13 protein-coding genes are annotated in these 16,782 nt (G+C 46.7%); 7 read left to right on the forward strand and 6 right to left on the reverse strand.

What is annotated here, in order from left to right; genetic code table 11:
- Positions 1 to 287 precede the first annotated feature (287 nt).
- Positions 288 to 839 carry a YqgE/AlgH family protein gene (locus tag B5Z18_RS11365; RefSeq protein ID WP_079469458.1) on the forward strand — a complete coding sequence of 184 codons (552 nt, stop codon included), beginning with the start codon at positions 288 to 290 and terminating at the stop codon, positions 837 to 839.
- A gap of 492 nt (positions 840 to 1,331) precedes the next feature.
- Here the strand turns inward: B5Z18_RS11365 and atpC are convergent, their stop codons facing one another.
- Together atpC and atpD are read right to left on the reverse strand one after the other, a co-directional pair.
- Positions 1,332 to 1,589: an ATP synthase F1 subunit epsilon gene (atpC, locus tag B5Z18_RS11370; RefSeq protein ID WP_079469459.1), complete on the reverse strand. Its 258-nt coding sequence runs from the start codon at positions 1,587 to 1,589 to the stop codon at positions 1,332 to 1,334.
- Positions 1,590 to 1,649: 60 nt separating this feature from the next.
- Positions 1,650 to 3,152 (reverse strand): F0F1 ATP synthase subunit beta, encoded by a 1,503-nt coding sequence (gene atpD / locus B5Z18_RS11375; protein WP_079469460.1) that lies wholly within the window; start codon positions 3,150 to 3,152, stop codon positions 1,650 to 1,652.
- 344 nt (positions 3,153 to 3,496) lie between these two features.
- On the opposite strand from atpD, the gene B5Z18_RS11380 reads away from it, so the two are divergent.
- Positions 3,497 to 4,723, forward strand: a complete 1,227-nt coding sequence (locus tag B5Z18_RS11380; RefSeq protein ID WP_235015909.1) for a purple acid phosphatase family protein — start codon at positions 3,497 to 3,499, stop codon at positions 4,721 to 4,723.
- A gap of 37 nt (positions 4,724 to 4,760) precedes the next feature.
- Here B5Z18_RS11380 and B5Z18_RS11385 read toward each other — a convergent pair whose 3' ends face one another.
- Both B5Z18_RS11385 and pnuC read right to left on the reverse strand, forming a co-directional pair.
- Positions 4,761 to 5,636 carry a DUF4349 domain-containing protein gene (locus B5Z18_RS11385; protein WP_079469462.1) on the reverse strand — a complete coding sequence of 292 codons (876 nt, stop codon included), beginning with the start codon at positions 5,634 to 5,636 and terminating at the stop codon, positions 4,761 to 4,763.
- Positions 5,637 to 5,640: 4 nt separating this feature from the next.
- Positions 5,641 to 6,288 (reverse strand): nicotinamide riboside transporter PnuC, encoded by a 648-nt coding sequence (gene pnuC / locus B5Z18_RS11390; RefSeq protein WP_079469463.1) that lies wholly within the window; start codon positions 6,286 to 6,288, stop codon positions 5,641 to 5,643.
- 330 nt (positions 6,289 to 6,618) lie between these two features.
- Between pnuC and B5Z18_RS32495 the strand changes: the two genes are divergently transcribed.
- The gene (locus tag B5Z18_RS32495) at positions 6,619 to 8,145 is read left to right on the forward strand and encodes a DUF6600 domain-containing protein (protein WP_159454273.1); all 1,527 of its coding nucleotides are present in this window, start codon (positions 6,619 to 6,621) and stop codon (positions 8,143 to 8,145) included.
- A 94-nt stretch (positions 8,146 to 8,239) separates the two neighbouring features.
- Here B5Z18_RS32495 and B5Z18_RS11405 read toward each other — a convergent pair whose 3' ends face one another.
- Both B5Z18_RS11405 and B5Z18_RS11410 read right to left on the reverse strand, forming a co-directional pair.
- Positions 8,240 to 8,752 carry a GNAT family N-acetyltransferase gene (locus B5Z18_RS11405; protein WP_079469465.1) on the reverse strand — a complete coding sequence of 171 codons (513 nt, stop codon included), beginning with the start codon at positions 8,750 to 8,752 and terminating at the stop codon, positions 8,240 to 8,242.
- Positions 8,753 to 8,761: 9 nt separating this feature from the next.
- On the reverse strand, positions 8,762 to 9,403 hold the full coding sequence (locus B5Z18_RS11410; protein WP_079469466.1) for a hypothetical protein: 642 nt from the start codon (positions 9,401 to 9,403) through the stop codon (positions 8,762 to 8,764).
- A gap of 61 nt (positions 9,404 to 9,464) precedes the next feature.
- Between B5Z18_RS11410 and B5Z18_RS11415 the strand changes: the two genes are divergently transcribed.
- From B5Z18_RS11415 to B5Z18_RS11430, 4 genes are all read left to right on the forward strand, one after another.
- Positions 9,465 to 10,631: a hypothetical protein gene (locus B5Z18_RS11415; protein ID WP_079469467.1), complete on the forward strand. Its 1,167-nt coding sequence runs from the start codon at positions 9,465 to 9,467 to the stop codon at positions 10,629 to 10,631.
- 137 nt (positions 10,632 to 10,768) lie between these two features.
- Positions 10,769 to 12,895, forward strand: coding sequence for a M48 family metallopeptidase (locus B5Z18_RS11420; RefSeq protein ID WP_143313553.1), 2,127 nt, complete (start codon positions 10,769 to 10,771; stop codon positions 12,893 to 12,895).
- Between the two features lie 77 nt (positions 12,896 to 12,972).
- Positions 12,973 to 14,976, forward strand: coding sequence for a DNA polymerase III subunit gamma/tau (locus B5Z18_RS11425; protein ID WP_079469469.1), 2,004 nt, complete (start codon positions 12,973 to 12,975; stop codon positions 14,974 to 14,976).
- Positions 14,977 to 15,093: 117 nt separating this feature from the next.
- On the forward strand, positions 15,094 to 16,752 hold the full coding sequence (locus tag B5Z18_RS11430) for a pyruvate dehydrogenase complex dihydrolipoamide acetyltransferase (protein WP_079469470.1): 1,659 nt from the start codon (positions 15,094 to 15,096) through the stop codon (positions 16,750 to 16,752).
- The last annotated feature ends 30 nt before the right edge of the window (positions 16,753 to 16,782 follow it).

The raw sequence follows: 16,782 nt of genomic DNA on the forward strand, positions 1-16,782 counted from the left end.
TAATTTTAACTGGGTACTGCTGATTTTATTAATGCTTCTTTCCTTACCTTTGCTTCAGAATCTTGGTACTAAATTTGATTAGTTCAGGATCATAACAAAGTAATTAAACTTTCTACATACATCGATGTGGATTCGTTCCATAAGCGATTTAGATTTTGGTTGATAAAATGGTAAGGAGGTTTTCTAGCCTCCTTTTTTTATTTTTCCTACTTTCCTCTTTAATTTTCTTTTTTCTTTACTATTCAATCATTTAGTTAAATTTGAACAGGCTATAAAATTGTTTGTCTATGGTAACTTTGTCGCCCGGCATTTTGCTGATAGCTGATCCATTTTTGAAAGATCCAAATTTTGCGCGCACGGTAGTACTCCTTTGTGATTACCAGGAAAAAGGCAGTTTTGGCTTTGTAATCAATAAGTTGTTTGATCAAACGCTTAGTGATCTTGTGCCTGAGGTATTGATTAGTAATATCCCGGTGTATTATGGCGGTCCTGTACAGATGGATACCATTCATTTTGTGCACCGGCATCCGGAGCTGATCGGCGGCGGGCAGGAGATACTGCCTGGCGTGTTCTGGGGTGGCAGGTTTGACCATGTGGTGGACGCCATCAATAAGGGGTTACTGGAGCCTAATAAGGTAAAATTCTTTATTGGCTATTCCGGCTGGACCGAGGGTCAGCTGGATGAAGAGGTAAAGGAGAAATCCTGGATCCTGTCTGACACCGATACTTCACTGATATTTGAGCGCAGGGAGCAGCAAATATGGCAGCAATCCCTTAAAAATCTTGGCAGTACCTTTGCCATGATGGCAAATTATCCAATTGATCCTTCCTTAAATTAATGGTAATATTCTGACACAGAAGGAGATGGGCTGGGCTTGGTATTTAAAGTGAAAAATGAACAGGAGGAATGCTGTTTATTTAAAACAAATTAAATATCTTGCTAAAGTAATTGGTGAATCAAACCAGCTACATAGCCCGTTTTCAGGTAATTTAATAACCGATAAGATACACCTATGAAGGCAAAACCTATGAAAATTGTTTGCTCCTTCTATAGACCGATACCAGCATTTACCTGATCACTAACTGATTATCGTCAAAGGCATATTCATTAGGTAATATAAACAGCCTTGATGAGGCTGTCTATTAATGTACATGTAGTTACTGCGGCTATCCCGTATAGCCGTGCAGGTAATGTATTGTACATAATGAATAGGAGGAAATCCCGGTGGACAGTCCTGTCCTTAACCGGGTCATCTAAGATTGGAATAGTTAGGACAAAACGAAGGCCGGGTATTCTTACCCGGCCTGGTTATTATATTTTGCTGGTATGCTTATTTTTCCACTGCTACAGCGCCTTCTACGAGTACGGTAGCCTTATTGCGCAACACTTCCACGAATCCGCCGCTGATGGTATAGAACTCTGCATGAGCTTTATCTTTCAGCACTTTCATTTTACCATTTCCGAGGGCTGCAATTAATGGCGCATGTTTATCCAGTATTTCAAAAGAACCGTCAATGCCCGGCAGTTGTACTCCGTACACTTCTCCGGCATATATTTTTCTTTCAGGTGTTAATACTTCTAATAGCATGTTGATGATCGTAAATGGTGAAGGGTAATGATCCCGGCGGAACCGGGATCATTGACTTAATTAGTTATTCGCTGCTTCCAGTAATTTCTTGCCTTTTTCAATAGCTGCTTCGATGTTACCTACGAGGTTGAAGGCTGCTTCAGGATACTCATCTACTTCACCGTCCATGATCATGTTAAAGCCACGGATAGTTTCTTCGATAGGAACCAGTACGCCTTTCAGACCGGTGAACTGTTCTGCTACGTGGAAAGGCTGGGACAGGAAACGTTGTACACGACGTGCACGGGATACTGTCAGCTTATCTTCGTCGCTCAATTCATCCAGACCGAGGATGGCGATGATATCCTGGAGTTCTTTATAGCGTTGCAGGATCATTTTCACGCGCTGTGCACAGTTATAGTGAGCTTCACCCACGATAGCCGGAGACAGGATACGGGAAGTAGAGTCCAGCGGGCTCACAGCCGGGTAGATACCGAGATCGGAGATCTTACGATCCAATACGGTGGTAGCATCCAGGTGGGAGAAGGTTGTAGCCGGAGCCGGATCCGTTAAGTCATCCGCAGGTACGTAAACGGCCTGAACGGAAGTGATGGAACCATTTTTAGTGGAGGTGATACGTTCCTGCATCAGACCCATTTCAGTAGCCAGTGTTGGCTGGTAACCCACCGCAGAAGGCATACGGCCTAACAGTGCGGATACTTCAGAACCTGCCTGGGTGAAACGGAAGATGTTATCTACGAAGAAGAGGATGTCTTTACCACCACCTGCAGTACCATCTCCATCACGGAAATATTCTGCCAGTGTTAAACCGGATAAGGCCACACGCGCACGTGCTCCCGGTGGTTCGTTCATCTGACCAAACACAAACGTAGCCTGTGATTGTTTCAGTAATTCTTTATCTACAGCGGCAACATCCCAGTCGCCGTGTTCCATTGATTCTTTAAACTTGTCACCGTATTTAACGATGTTTGCTTCGATCATTTCACGCATCAGATCGTTCCCTTCACGGGTACGTTCACCAACACCGGCGAATACGGATAAACCTTCGTAACCTTTTGCGATGTTATTGATCAGTTCCTGGATCAATACAGTTTTACCCACACCGGCACCACCGAACAAACCGATTTTACCACCTTTTGCATAGGGTTCGATCAGGTCAATTACTTTAATACCAGTGAACAGTACTTCTGTTTCGGTAGCCAGATCCTCAAATTTAGGCGGCTCACGGTGAATAGGGTAACCGTTTGAAGCATCGATATCACCCAAACCGTCAATCGCCTCACCTACCACATTGAACAAACGTCCTTTCACCTGGTCGCCAACCGGCATTTTAATAGGCGCGCCTTTATCAACTACAGCCATGCCACGAACCATACCGTCGGTGGAGTCCATCGCCACTGTACGAACACTGTCTTCACCCAGGTGCTGCTGTACTTCCAATACTACCTTCTGACCATTTTCGCGGGTAATTTCCAATGCGCTGTAGATTTCGGGCAATTTGTCATCAAAGTGCACGTCCACCACGGGACCGATAATTTGTTTGATCTTACCTGTGTTAGGCATATTTTTAAAGAGGTTTATAAAAATACTAAAATGTTACTGTTCCAAAAACCGCACACAATTGCATTGTATACAGTTTCCAAAATTTGCCGCAAAGGTAAGAGTTAATGGGTGAAAATCAAAACGCTAATGATGAAAAAAAACCTTTTCCCACCGCATTTTTCGCCGATTTTATCATTAATAAAGTTTTATACCCCGGCAATGTAAAGCGCAGCCTATCAAATTATACTTTTTCATTATTCATAAATAACGTGTACAGGCAGGCGCCATTCATATAAAAATACCTTCCTTTTCTTAATTCCTTTGCTATTTTTAAATCGCTATCCTGATATATACAATATATAAATATGATGAAATCAAACAGTGAACAATCCCGAAGGTCATTCCTCGGCAACCTTTCCAAAGCAGGATTACTGGGCATCACCGGAATTGTACCGGCTGCCGCCAAAGCTGGCATCCTGTCAGCAACATCACCCACAGCCGCACCAGAACACGCTTTTCTCTGCAAACCTTATCTCCAGTATCCCGGCCCGCACACCATTTCCGTGATGTGGCTCACCAGCCGCCCCTGCTACAGCTGGGTGGAATATGGAACAGACGGCCAGCTGAACAAAAAAGCACACCGGGTTACCAACGGACTGGTAGACGCCAATAACCGCCTCCACCGCATAGAGCTGGAACAGTTGGAACCGGGGAAAAAGTATAGTTATAAGGTGTGCTCAAAAGATATTGTTTCCTTTGAACCGTATAAGCTCACCTATGGCGAAACGATAGAAAGCGCTACCTATACTTTTACGGCCCCCGATCCGCAGGCGAAGGAAGTTTCCTGGGTAATCATTAATGATATCCACGACCGGCCGGCTTCTATCCCTCACCTGATGAAGCTGAACGGCGATGATCCGTATGATTTCGTGTTTTTTAACGGAGATGTATTTGACTACCAGGCCGATGAGCAACAAATCATTGACCATATGCTCACTCCCTGCGGCGATACCTTTTCCACACAAACCCCGTTCATGTATGTGCGGGGAAATCACGAAACCCGTGGCAAATATGCCCGGGAATGGCACCAGTATTTTGATAACCCGGGCCACAACAACTATTTCACGTTTAACATAGGGCCTGTGTCGGCGATAGTGCTGGATACAGGAGAAGATAAAGAAGATGAACATCCCGTATATGCAGGCATCGTTGACTTCGACGCCTACCGGGAACAACAGGCCCGCTGGCTGGAACAACAGCTGCAAAGCCCTGCTTTCCGGAAAGCAAAACATAAGGTAGTGATGATGCACATCCCGCACTATCAATCCGGCGAATGGCATGGCGTAAAACATTGCCGCGAAATGTTTGGCGGCCTCTTTAACAAACATAAAATTGATATCCTCATTTGCGGCCATACCCACAAATACGGTGTGTATGCCCCGGCAAAAGGACAGCATGAATACCCGCTTATTATTGGCGGCGGGCCAAAAGATGGGAATCGTACCCTGATAAAGATAAAAGCCGATCAGCAGAAACTGGTATTAACCATGCTGAGAGACGACGGCACAAAAGTGGGTGAGTACACCGTGTAAGTACAAAATGGCGGAGTGGGGACTCCGCCATTTTATTTTAGTCCTTTTTAAGAGACAGGATCCAGCCATTCACCAGTTCCCACAATTTCAGTAAAAACCACGCGCCTCCTGCGGTAAAGAAAATTGCCGCTACCAGCACTGCATAGTATTTGATAGTCCATTCCAGCGCTACTTTCACACGGGTAATAAAAGCAATGCCTTTCACGGCAGCGCCTTCATACATGGCGAACTGCACGGTACAAAACTCATTTTCTTCTGCAAAGTTACCCAGTTCTACTCCCAGGCCCTGTAACTCCTTCTCCACTTCATAGATCTGGTTATGCAGCTGGATAAAGTCTTCTATTTTTCCTTCTTTCTTTTTCAGTTCATTAAAATAAACCAGTGAATTTTCCAGGGAAACCTTTTGGGCATTGAGTTTACGGTATTCGCTGGTTTTATCTGTTTTGGTTATTTCGGTAGATTTGATTTCACCAATCCCTTGTGTTGCCTGGTAAAACGAGTCGAATTTTTCCGGCGAAACACCTATCAGCATTTGTACCTGGCGGTTCCCGCTGTTGCCGGATTGCTGCTCGTACTGCACAATGGCATCAAATTTTTTGATGGTGCGGTGCAGCAGTTTTTCATCTTCTGAAAACTGTGATGATTTCGCCCGCACGTTGGCTACCTTTTCATACTTCTGATTACCGGAGATCATATCCGGTGCATTATTCTGCGGATTGAACGCTTTTACTTTTTCAGACGCATAATTCTTCCGGTGTTTCATTACGCCGGATAAAAAATCACCACCACCGGATTCCTCGTACTGGCGGCTTTTATACAGGTAGCCATACGTGATCCTGCACAGGAACATTACTACAAAAATGGTTATAAACGTAAGGGTTACACGACGGAGCTTTTGTTTAAAAGTAAGCATAGGGTTATTTATTGATGAGTTGTTGTTGGTATGTTTTCCACCACTTTGCCAGTCCCATAGCGGCAATGATGAACAAAATAAAGTACTCTATTCCAAGAAACTTTACATCTTTCTGAAAATAAATAAAGGTAGCTATAGCATCTACCGTTACCCATAGCAGCCAGTTTTCCCAGATCCTTTTAGCCAGCAGGATATTGGCGATCACGCTTAAAACGGCCACCAGTGAATCGGTATAAGGCCATGCCGCTGGATGTTCGAATACGCGCGGCCACCACAGGTGCAACCGGCTGATAATATAACCCGTAGCGGCAGACAACAGCAGGGCAGCGATTCCCAGCCACCAGCGGGAACGGTTTGACAGTGCATACACGGGTTCATTTTCCGGTTGCTTCCTGTACCAGAAGATCCATCCGTACACGCCGGTGGCAAAGAAGTATACCTGCAGGAACATATCTGCATACAACTGCAACTGCCAGAACAGTACAAAGAAACAACTCACATTGATCAATCCTACCGGCCAGGTGAGGATATGATCTCTTGCAGCCAGCCATACACACAATAAGCCGGTAACGGTACCTATAAACTCCACGTAACTGACGGAATACCCCAGCGTTGTAAAGAAAATATGATGAATACTGAAAAAGGAAGCCATCTTTGAATTTAAGTGAGCTGTTGCAATATTACAGGAATGTTTTATTATTCCGTATATGCTTCTGTTATCCGCTGTAATGCAAGCTCTTACAGCGGTTACGAAATTGGAATCATTTTTGTCTTATACGGTATATAGCGCGGTAACTGCAGAAAAGCGTTATAAAAATTTTAACATAATCCTTTAACAATTTAAAATGATTCCGCCTTCTATACTTTATTCACAGACCATAAAAAAATGCTTGTCGATATAAATACAATTTTACCACAGCATTCATTACATCTCCAGAGTCTTACAAACAACAACACCTCTCAGGACTAAAAAACAGGAGTTATGAACAGTTTATTAAAACACACAGGAATATCACTTTTATTTATAGGCTTTTTCGTCAGCAGTTGTGCATCTACATATGCACCCGGATATGATGATCAATATGGCTCTTCCTATTCCAGCGGACCGCAGGTACAGGTGAGCGGATCTATTTCCTTTTATGATGAATTGAGTCCTTACGGCCGCTGGGTAAGCTATCCCGGATATGACAGGGTATGGATCCCTAATGCAGGAGCTGACTTCCGCCCTTACTATACAAACGGACACTGGGTATACACCGACTACGGCTGGACCTGGGTATCTGATTACTCATGGGGTTGGGCAGCCTTCCACTATGGCCGCTGGTTATATGACGACTTCCAGGGCTGGATGTGGGTACCAGGTTACGACTGGGGTCCGGCATGGGTTAGCTGGAGAACAGGTGGCGACTATTATGGATGGGCGCCAATGGGACCGCAATATTCATACAATGCGCCGGCCAGCTATTGGGCATTTGTACCACGGCAGTACATCAACAGCCCGCGGATCAATAACTACTATGTTAATAACAGCAGAAACGTTACCATTATTAACAATACCACTGTTATCAACAACACCAACAATTACGGAGGAAGAAGAGTATATGCCGGCCCGAGCGCCAATGAGGTGCAACGTTATTCAGGCCAGGCAGTACGACCAGTAAGAGTGGAAAACACCAACAGACCGGGTACAGGAGGAAGACTGGAAAATAATCAATTGCGTATTTACCGCCCGGATGCCGCAGCTATTCAGCGGGGACGTGAAGTGGACCGTACAAGACCGGTACAGTCGGTAGATAACAATAACAACAACCGTCCAGGCCGTGTTACACCGGGTAGTACTACCCAACCAGGGAATTATAACCCGGGGAATAATAACAACGGTGGTAACCGGGTACGCCCTGGTGAAGTGAATCAGCCGGCGAATAATAACACCGGGAATATACCTCCGTATAACAATGGAGGAAGGGTAAGACAGGGAACTACCACCCAACCGGTGAATCCAACAAATCCGGCGAATAATAATACGCCGGGCAACTTTAACAGACCATCAAGGGTAACGCCTGACAGGACTGCTGATCAACAGCAACAACAAAGGATACAACAGCAGCAGATACAGCAACAACAGCAACAGCAAAGGGTTCAACAGCAACAGCAGCAGCAACAACAGCAAAGGATACAGAGAGATCAACAACAGCAACAGCAAAGGGTACAACAGCAGCAACAACAACAGCAGATACAGCAACAGCAGAGGGTACAGCGGGAACAACAGCAACAACAACAGCAGCAACAGCAACAGCAGAGGGTACAGCGGGAACAACAGCAACAACAACAGCAGCAACAGCAACAGCAGAGGGTACAGCGGGAACAACAGCAACAACAGCAACAGCAGCAAAGACAACAGCAGCAGGAACAGCAAAGGATTCAAAGGGAACAACAGCAGCAGCAACAACCCCAACGGCAACAGGAACAGCCCAGACAACAGGGGGAACGTCCTTCACGTGTAGGATAAACCTCCTTTGATATAATGAAAGTACGAATGATAACAGCGGCAAAGATGTTTGTGAGATTACATCATTAATGCCCTGTATATCATTCGTACTTTTTTATTTGTTGTAAACGTATTTATATAACTGGTTCTTAATATCAGGAAACGTTGCCGCGGCCGGCAGTAATCCTTTCTGCATCAGGCGCAGTTCCAGCGGCGGATAGTGGGGATAATACGGGGGCTGGTAATAGGATTCAGCAAAAGTCTGGTACCCCAGGCGTTCATAAAATTTAATTCTACGTATAGCCTGCTCCGTTACAGGCGGTTCTACTTCCAGTACAATTCCGTTCAGTTGTGCTTCCATCAGTTGCATTACCTGTGTACCGGCGCCTCCTCCCCTTGCAGCGGGATGGATAGCGAAATGTTCTATAAAGCTGAATGCAGGAAGGTTCCAGTAAAATATAAAACCCGCAAAGGCATCTTCACGGACAATACGCAACAGCTGCAGCTTTCCGGATGCTACCAGTGATAACTGCTGGTTCCAGGGTCTTCTTTCCTCTTCGGGAAAGGCTTCTTCATATAGATTTTTTATCGCTTCATCGGCGATGGTGGTAGGTACTAGCCGGATCATGCGGCTAAGTTACTGATTATCCTGTGCCGGTGGTGCGGGTACATTTTTAGCGGACGGCACACATTCGAACGGATCGGGGTTGCCGGCAGGAGCGGGTTTATCGGCTGCCCAGCAGAAGTTCATCGGCTGACTGGTAATGCTGATCAGCTTTACGGCTACCTTGCTTCCCTTGCGGCTGTTGGAGGCTGCAATGCTGCGGGTACCTTTCTCGGGAATATTACTGATGGTATATCGTTCTGTTTTAAATACTTCATTATTATTGCGCATGTAGGAAACGCTGACTACTACATTATCCAGCGGGTATTCTGTTTGATTTCTCACGATTATATCCAGGTCTTTTATACCTCCCAGCAACCCGGTGCGGTAATCGCCGGCGGTAACGGTAATGAACTGCTGCCAGTTTCGCCGGTAATAAGCCCTGCGTTCTATAAACTGGCCGGCTACCCTTTGGCGGAGTTCCTGGTGATTGGTGATTTGTTGGGACACGGCCCCGGATTGATCAAGACTTTTACGCAGATCACGGTTTTCGTTCCACAGGCGCTGGTTTTCAGACAGCACTTTGCGTACGTAGCGTTGTTGCTGACAGTAGCCCAGGGTAAATACCACAATGAGCAACAGGAGTATGGCGGGATAAACGTAAGTTCTTTTCATACCGGGGAAAGAGAAAAAATAATGCCAATGCATTTTTATTACATTTGTACAAATGGTTTCAATGCAGCTGATTATTGTAAACAATGAACAGACAGCCCGGCAATTTATCGACGTGCATGTGAATTTAAATAAAAATGTACCTGGTTGGATAAGGCCGCTGGATAAAGATATTAACGGAGTTTTTGATCCGGAAAAAAACAAGGCATTCCGTCACGGGGAGTGTATCAGATGGATTTTAAAAGATGAGCAGGGCCGTTTAGCCGGCAGGATTGCTGCTTTTGTGAATAAGAAATATAAAACAAAGGGAGATGAGTGCCTGGTGGGCGGAGTGGGTTTCTTTGATTGTATAGATCAGCAGGAAGCAGCCAACCTGCTTTTTGATACGGCCAAACAGTGGTTGCAGGAAAGAGGTATGGGCGCAATGGATGGCCCTATTAATTTCGGGGAGCGCAATAACTGGTGGGGATTGCTTACAGAAGGATTTCATGAACCATTATACTGTATGAATTTCAATCCTCCTTATTATATCCGTTTATTTGAACAGTATGGTTTTCAACTTTTCTTTAACCAGCTTTGTTATGGAATGAAGGTAAGTGATCAGCTGCTGCCCAAATTTTTTAGCCGGCATGCTGCTATTGAGGCTGATCCGGCATTCAGGGCAGTGCATATCCGGAAGGATGATCTGCCACGGTTTGCCGAGGCATTCAGCATTGTGTATAACAAGGCATGGGCGCAGCATATGGGTGGTAAGGAAATGGGGAAAGCACAGGTACTGGCGTTGTTTAAGCAGATGAAGCCCCTGATGGATGAAAAGATTGCCTGGTTTGTTTATCACAATGATGATCCTATTGCTATTTGGCTGAACCTGCCGGACCTGAACCAGTATATAAAACATATGAACGGGAAATTTGGTTTGTTGCAAAAGCTGAAGTTCCTGTGGTTAAAGCAAACCGGCTATTGCAAAAAAATGGTGGGGATTATATTTGGTATCGTACCTGAATTTCAGGGGAAGGGGGTAGATGCGTATATGATTGTGGAGGGAGCGAAATTAATACAAAGCGGTATGTCGCCATATGAGGATTATGAAATGCAGTGGATTGGCGATTTTAACCCGAGGATGCAGAATGTGGCGGAGGGCCTTGGCGCCACTCCCACCAGACGGCTGGCCACGTATCGTTACTTATTTGACCGCTCTGTTCCTTTTAAAAGGCACCCGATCCTGGGATAACAATAATCCGCCACAGCGGGGGTATATACCTCTCATATGAGTATATGAGAGGTATCGTGGGTACGTAAGTTTATGAATATTGTATAACATTTAGATCCCTTTTACTGTTACGATCGTATCTAACCTGATGTTTTGTTATGACCAACTTATACCCTGAGTGTCCTGATAACGCGGATCTGGCACTTATTGAGCCCACGTTACTATTTAGGCAACAGATAATGAAAGCCATCAGCTGCGTTGTGTTGTTCTTTATTCTTTACGTGGTGTTATTGTTTGCAGCTGTTGCCCTGGCTGTAGCCTGTGTGTCGGGAGGGATCATGTTATTCCGCACTTATCCGGGCTGGAGCACTGGCATCATCGCACTCAGTTTCATTTTACTGGGAGGGATGGTATTATTTTTTCTCATAAAATTTCTTTTTAACAAACGTCCTGCAGACAACCCTTACCGTACGCAGATCTTCCCGGATCATCATCCCCGTTTATTTGATTTTATTACGCAACTGGTGAAGGACACGCGCATCAGTTTTCCGAAGAAGGTATTTATTGTGCCGGATATGCACACCGCAATATTTTATCATTCCAGCTTTCTCAGTTTATTCTGGCCGGCGGGAAAAAACCTGGAGATCGGGTTAGGGTTGATCAACAGCGTAAATGTGAGCGAGTTTAAGATGTTACTGGCATATGAGTTTGCGCATTTCTCGCAGCGTAGTATGAAACTTGGCAGCTACATCTATGCGTTGAACAAGATGTTGTATAATATGCTGTATGAAAATGACCGGTGGAATGAAATAGAGGTACGCTGGAGCAGTGGCAGCAGCCTGTTAAGTTTTTTTGCCCATATTACTACGCGGATTCTGAATGGGATGCAATATGTATTACGGAAAATATATGCGATCATTAACCGCCAGTACCTGGAACTAAGCCGCGAAATGGAATATCATGCAGATACGGTGGCGGTAGGGCTTACCAGCACTGAAACGGCCGTGAGCAGTTTACGCCGGCTGGAAATGGGTGGTTACTGCCTGGATCATTGTTTTCATAAATTACCTGACCTGGCGGAAAGAACGCTGCGGTTTGCCAATATTTTCACAGCGCAGCGTGCCATGATCCGTTACTATGCCACGCAAAACCACCTGGCAGTGGATGCCGCCGGGCTGCCTGTTATCACCGACAGTTATTTCCATACTTTTCTTAAGAGCCGGGTGCAGCTGCGCGAGCAATGGACTTCGCATCTTTCGCGGGAAGCCAGGGAGGCGCATTATTCAGCCGCAAATGTTTCCTGTAAGCCGATCGCCATCAGTGCCTGGAACCTGTTTAATGAGCCGGAAAACGTGCAGGAGTACATGACTGCGCTTGTATATAATTTCACGGTACACAACAGTGAGGAACCATTTACGGAAATTACTCCTGCTGCTTATATTGAAGAGCTTTCACAACGCCACCGGTTATACGAATACCCGAAAACATTTAATGATTACTATGATAACCGGCCGTTTCCCGGCATTAACGGGGAGTTTACCCGGCTGTTGCCACCGGAAGATATGGAAGCCGGTAGTTTACAGGAGTTGTATCATCCGGATAATATTATGAGGATGCGGGCTTTTTACCGTGACCGCCAGGATGCCGAAACGTTGCAGGCTATCAGCAGCGGGCAGTTTCAGACCAGTCATTTCGAGTTTGACGGGCAAAAATACAGTGCGGCGCGGGCAAAGCAGCTGGCCCGGATGTTATCTGCGCAGGTGGCCTCTGAAGAGGCGTGGCTGCAATTACACGACCAGCAAGCCTTCCGGTATCATTATACCGTGGCGATGCGGCAAAGTCCGGCAACGGCGGCCCTGCTCCGGGAAAAATACACCCAGATCCTGCAGTATCAGCAAACCGGCCACCAGTTGAATGAGCAGGTGATCAGGATTATTCATTGTATCAGCCTGTTATTTAATTCCGGCGAGCAGGATATGGAATCGCTGCCGGCGCTTTTTGATGAACTATCGGCCGAATGCTGGAGCTTCCGGATGATGACGGAAAATATTCAGCAGGGGGCGTTGTTCAAAACTTTCCCGGAAAGTATGGAGGAAAAACTGAAGCGGTTCAGGGAACATGATTGTACTTTTATACAGGATATGATCCCCGACTATGTGGCTATCCAGGAATTGCATGAGATCAGTTCCGCCATGATGGAACATTTTAACAACGGCGTCATATTATTAAAAAAGGCATATCTGGAATTTATTTTAACTTTAGAACCGGGGAATAACACCCGTTGAAGCGCCGTTCCTGTTGTGCATTTTTCTCTTACTGAATTTGTGCGTATTTTCGGCGCTCGCGAAAGCGTAGCAGTCATATGGAGAATTTTATCGTTTCAGCCCGTAAATACCGTCCACAGAACTTTTCAACTGTAGTAGGACAGGCACATATTACCACCACTCTCAAAAATGCCATCCGCAATAACCAGCTGGCGCATGCCTTCCTGTTTTGCGGGCCCCGCGGAGTTGGGAAAACCACGTGTGCGCGTATCCTGGCTAAAACCATTAACTGCGAAAATCTGCAGCCGGATGGGGAAGCCTGTAATGAATGTCATTCCTGTAAGTCATTTAATGAGGGCAGTTCGTTCAACATTCACGAGCTGGATGCTGCGTCCAACAACTCGGTAGATGATATCCGTACCCTGGTGGAACAGGTGCGTTTTGCGCCACAGGCAGGGAAATACAAGATCTATATCATAGATGAGGTACACATGCTCAGTTCCTCGGCTTTCAATGCGTTTCTGAAAACCCTGGAGGAGCCGCCATCCTATGCGATTTTTATCCTGGCCACCACGGAGAAGCATAAAATATTGCCTACGATCCTGAGCCGTTGCCAGATCTTCGACTTCAAACGTATTACCATACAGGATACCGTGGACCATTTGCAGGAGATATGCACCAAAGAGCATATCCAGGCGGAAACAGATGCCCTGCACCTGGTAGCACAGAAAACAGATGGGTGTATGCGGGATTCCCTGAGTACGCTGGATAAGATCGTGAGCTTTACAAGCGGGCATCTTACTTACCAGAATACGCTGGAACACCTGAACATTCTTGACTACGATTATTTTTTCCGGGTAATGGCCTCCGTGCTTCAACAGGACGTAGCCAATGCCCTGCTCATATTTGACGAAATTTTACAGAAAGGTTTTGAAGGAGATAACTTCCTGAATGGTTGGGCGGAGTTTTTACGTAACCTGTTGTTATGTAAAGAAGACAAGGCCCTTCACCTGGTGGAGGTTTCCGGCAACCTGAAGGAACGATATAAACAGCTGTCGGGCCAGGTGAGTCCTGCTTACCTGATCACCGCCCTTCACCTGCTGAATGAAACTGAGATCAATTACCGCATGGCGCGCAACAAGCGTTTGCATGTGGAGATGGCGCTGATCAAGCTGTGTTTTCTGCAACAGGCAGTAACCCTGGTAAGCGACGACAGCAACGGGGAAGTGTCAAAAAAAAAGCTGGTAGCTGATGGATCTCCCCCGCAGAAACTGCGGGCGCCTGTGGCCCAGCCGGTAACGGCTAAAACCATTACCGGGAACCCGGCTACAACGGAGAGTATCGGCACGGTGCCGGGGCCCCGTTTAACGGTAGACACGCCGGTTCAGCCAACACAGGTTCCGCCTGCACCGCAGCAAGCGGCTTCTGCTCCAGTGGCAGCACCGGTTACAGCTCCTGTACCGGCTCCCGCTCCCGCAGCGCCTACGCCATCTGTACCTTCCAACGGACATACCGCCGTTACCGGCGGGCCGGCAACGGCGCCTGTAACGACAACGCCTGTTGGCAGTCAGCCGGCTGCCACAGCTACTGCACCTGTTGCTACGCCTCCGGCTGGTGGCACAACTACCGCGACCGCTGCTCCGGCCAGCAAGCTGACAGGGCTTGCCGCCATGAAAGAAGCGATGGCCGCCAAACAGCAGGGTACTACCCAGGTACAGTCCACCCCACTTACAATGGGAGCGATCCATGTGTACTGGGAAGAATTTATTGATCTGTACCGGCAGGCCAACAAAATGACGGTGGTAAGTAATTTACAGCTGGCGCAGCTGAAACTGCTGGGTACTACAGAGGTGGGAATTGTGAGCCGGAACATTGTACAATTCCGGTTTATGGAAGAAGAAAAGCTGGTAATTGCTGAATTTCTGAAGAAGAAATTTAACAACCCTACCATTGTGCTTACCCTCCAGCTGGATGAGAGTCAGCAGACGCAGGACATAGGTCCGGCGCCACTTTCCAGCCGGGAGCAATTCCAGCAGATGGCGGAAAAATACCCGCTGGTGAAAGAGCTGAAAGACCGGCTGAACATGGAGTTAGATTTCTAGCGTATTGCGCTGATTAAATATTAACGATAGACAGACATTTTTAAACAGTTTACAATTCCTTCTTTGCGTTTTTGCGCAAAAACATGTAGGTTTGAACAAAATTTTGAATAAAGCACTATGGCAGAAGTTATCAGAATGCCCCTTTTGAGTGATACGATGACGGAAGGGGTGATTGCGGAATGGCATAAAAAGGTGGGCGATACAGTAAAGGCAGACGATGTAATAGCTGAAGTGGAAACGGATAAAGCCACTATGGAAGTGATGGGTTACGTAGAAGGCACCCTCCTTTATATAGGTGTTGAAAAAGGAAAAGCAGCTAAAGTAAACGGAATTATTGCCATTGTAGGTAAACCGGGAGAAGATTACAGTTCTCTGCTGGAAGGTGAAGGCAAAAAAGAGGCTGCTGCTCCGGCTCCTGCCGCTGCTGCTGCACCTGCTGCTGCCGCACCTGCACCACAGGCTGCTCCGGCTGCTGCCGCGCCTGCTGATGACGCTGCTTTAAAAGAAGCGCTGAAAAATGCTACTGTTATCCGTATGCCGCTCCTGAGCGATACCATGACAGAAGGTAAAATAGTTGCCTGGAATAAGAAAGTAGGCGACGTTGTGAAGAATGACGATGTACTGGCAGAAGTGGAAACGGATAAAGCCACTATGGAAGTGATGGGTTATGCTGACGGTACCTTATTATATATAGGTGTGAAAGAAGGCGAAGCGGCCAAAGTAAACGGTATTATTGCCATTGTAGGTAAACCGGGTACTAATGTAGATGCGATCCTGGCAGGCGAAGGCGCTGCTCCGGCTGCATCTGCTCCATCCGCCCCTGCTGCGGCTCCTTCACAGAATGGCACTACTGCTGCTCCGGCGGCGGCTCCGGCAGCCACCACCACCGGCGGCGATGGCCGTGTGAAAGCTTCCCCGCTGGCCAAAAAGCTGGCAGAAGAAAAAGGCATCGACATCAGCCAGGTTCCCGGCTCAGGTGATGGTGGCCGTATTATCAAGAAAGACGTAGATAGCTATGTTCCTGCAGCCAAAGCGGCTCCGGCAGCACAAAGCAGCGCAACTCCTGCTGCTCCTGCCTTTGTACCAGCCGGCCAGGAAGGCTTCACTGATATTCCGCTGACCAAAATGCGCCAGGTAATTGCCAGACGCCTCAGCGAAAGCAAATTCAGCGCTCCTCACTTCTACCTGAAAATAGATGTGAATATGGATAAGGCGATGGAAGCACGTAAATCCATCAACGAAATTTCCCCTGTTAAGATTTCCTTCAATGATATGGTGATCAAAGCTTCTGCTATGGCACTGCGTCAGCATCCGGCGGTGAACAGCAGCTGGATGGGCGACTTTATCCGTCAGAACCAGCACATACACATCGGTTCTGCGGTAGCTATTGAAGATGGTTTGATTGTACCGGTGATCCGCTTTGCAGATCAGAAAACACTGAGCCAGATTGCCAGTGATGCAAAAGGCCTGTACGACAAAGCCAAAAACAAAAAACTGCAGCCACAGGAATTCAGCGGCAATACCTTCAGCGTTTCCAACCTTGGTATGCTGGGTATCGACGAATTCACTGCGATCATTAACCCACCGGATTCAGCAATCCTGGCGGTAGGTAATATCACAGAAACGGCAGTGGTAGAGAAAGGCCAGGTGAAAATAGCCAACATCATGAAACTGACCCTGAGCTGCGACCACAGAAGCGTGGATGGAGCGGTAGGCGCACGTTTCCTGGCTACCCTGAAAGGGTTCCTGGAAAACCCGGTAACTATGCTGGTATAAACTAAATGTAATAGCTATACAACGAAGCCG

Origin of the sequence: Chitinophaga ginsengisegetis, from assembly GCF_900168065.1 — a bacterium.
Taxonomy (GTDB): domain Bacteria; phylum Bacteroidota; class Bacteroidia; order Chitinophagales; family Chitinophagaceae; genus Chitinophaga; species Chitinophaga ginsengisegetis.